At 70.7% G+C, this 2,039-nt stretch carries 2 protein-coding genes; one reads left to right on the top strand and one right to left on the bottom strand.

All coding sequences use genetic code 11. From position 1 onward, the window contains the following. Positions 1-9 precede the first annotated feature (9 nt). Positions 10-1,059, bottom strand: a complete 1,050-nt coding sequence (locus AC30N0_RS02630; RefSeq protein ID WP_489516384.1) for a LacI family DNA-binding transcriptional regulator — start codon at positions 1,057-1,059, stop codon at positions 10-12. 120 nt (positions 1,060-1,179) lie between these two features. Here AC30N0_RS02630 and AC30N0_RS02625 point away from each other — a divergent pair. Continuing rightward, a partial coding sequence (locus AC30N0_RS02625; protein WP_489516383.1) for an ABC transporter substrate-binding protein occupies positions 1,180-2,039 on the top strand: 860 nt, incomplete at its 3' end.

Below are 2,039 nucleotides of genomic sequence, written 5' to 3'. Positions count from 1 at the left end.
GTGCGGTGCTCAAGTCTTCGCCGGAGCGGCCGTGCTGCCGCGGCTGACCAGCTCGAAGCCCAGCGTCTGGAACGCAACGAAGGGCCGCCCGGCCAGGCGAGCGACCACCTGCTCCGCGGCGGCGCGGCCGATCTCCACGATCGGCGTGCGGATGCTGGTGAGGGCCGGCGTCTGCGTCGCGCCGAGGTCGGTGCTGTCGCAGCCGGTGATCGACACCTCGTCGGGGATCGCCACGCCCTCGGCCCGGCAGGCGACCATGGCGCCGACGGCGAAGACGTCGTTGGTGCCGATCACCGCCGTCGGCCGGCGCGACTTCGGCAACGCCAGCAGCTTCCTCATCATGGCCGCGGCCGCGCCGAGATCGATCGGGCCGCAGTGCGCGCAGCGCTCGTCGAGGGCGAGACCGGCCTGGGCCAGGGCGCCGCGCACGCCGGCGCCGCGCTCGCTGGCGCGGTCGTTGCCGGCGGTGACGGCGCTGAGCAGGCCGAAGCGGCGGTGGCCCAGGCCGATGAGGTGCCGCGTCATCTCGAAGGTGGCGGCCCGGTTGTCGAAGCCGATGCTCGGATGGCGGCGCATCGGGTCCACGCCCCAGGTCAGCACGTAGGGCCGGCCATAGCTCTCGAGCAGCGCGAACAGGGCCGGGTCGTGGTCGAGGCCGACGAAGACGAAGGCGTCGACGCCGCGCCGGATCAGCTGCTCCGTCGTGCGCAGCTCGGCGCCAAGGTCGTAGTGGTGCTCGGCGAGGACGAGGGAATAGCCCTTGGCGTCGAGCACCGCCTGCATCGCGCTCGTCGTCCGCGCGTACAGCGCGTAGTCGAACGAAGGCACGACCGCGCCGACCATGTGGCTGCGCGCGCTTCGCAGCGCGCGCGCCGCGCCGTGCGGCACGTAGCGCAGCTTGTCGACGGCCTCGCGCACCAGGCGCTGCGTGCGCGCGTCCACCTGCTCCGGCGAGTTGATGACGCGGGACACCGTTGCCGTGGACACGCCGGCGAGGCGGGCCACGTCCTTGGCGCTCGGACGGCCCGGCCGGTCGGCGAGCGACGTCGCGCGGTGCATCGATGGATTCGATTACAGAAGGGGAATCGTCCGGCTCGGTAGAAACGCTGACCCCCCGCGGATTGTGCGAGCGGGCGGGCGCTGCTACCGTCATGTAATCGAATACAGAGGAGACGCGTCATGAGCCATCTGCCCGGTCGCCGCACGGTCCTGAAGCAGGGCGCCGCCCTCGGTGCGCTCGCGGTCTGCGGACCCGCGCTTGTCGGCCCGGCGCTGGCCCAGGCCGACGACCTCGCCCCGTATCGCGCGGCGAAGATCAACTGGAAGCAGGTCGAGGGCGAGACGATCACCGTCGCCGTCATCCCGGCGAGCTACTTCGAGAACCTGATCACCCTGCAACCGCAGTTCGAAGCGCTCACCGGCGTCAAGCTGCGCTTCGAGAAGGTGCCGCCGGGGCAGATCCGGCAGAAGGCGCTGCTCGACCTGTCGTCGAAGACGGCGACCTACGCGACCCACGCCGCCGACCCGATGTACTACCCGCTGTACGTCGCCAACAAGTGGGTCGAGCCGCTCGACAAGTACCTCAACGACGCCACGCTGACTGACAAGGCCTGGTTCAACTACGACGACATCATCAAGGCCTGGCGCGACGCCGCCTCGATCGACGGCAAGCCCTACGGCATCCCGTTCGACGGCGAGGTGACGGTGCAGGTCTACCGCAAGGACCTCTACGACGCCAAGGGCCTGAAGCCGGCCGACACCTACGAGCAGCTGGTCGCCAACGCCAAGGCGCTCACCGACCCGAACGCGCGCATCCACGGCCTCGCGCTGCGCGGCTTCTCCGGCGCCGGCCAGAACATGTACATCTACCCGTCGCTCTTCCGCGGCTTCGGCGGCACCTGGATGCAGGGCGGCAACGTCGTCGTCAACTCGCCGCAGGCGGTGCAGGCGCTGCAGTGGTACGTCGACACGCTGACGGCCTACGCGCCGCCGGCGGTGCGCAACTGGAACTGGCCGGACATCGCCGACGCCTTCTCGCA

This window comes from Rhizobacter sp. (assembly GCF_031412495.1).
In the GTDB taxonomy this organism is placed as follows: domain Bacteria; phylum Pseudomonadota; class Gammaproteobacteria; order Burkholderiales; family Burkholderiaceae_C; genus Schlegelella_A.
The sequence above is the reverse complement of the archived record's forward strand: the minus strand, read 5'-3'. Positions and strand labels throughout refer to the sequence as shown.

Excerpts from the sequence above, each read along its gene's own strand:
- AC30N0_RS02630 (WP_489516384.1), bottom strand. The coding sequence starts at position 1,059 with ATGCACCGCGCGACGTCGCTCGCCGACCGGCCGGGCCGTCCGAGCGCC.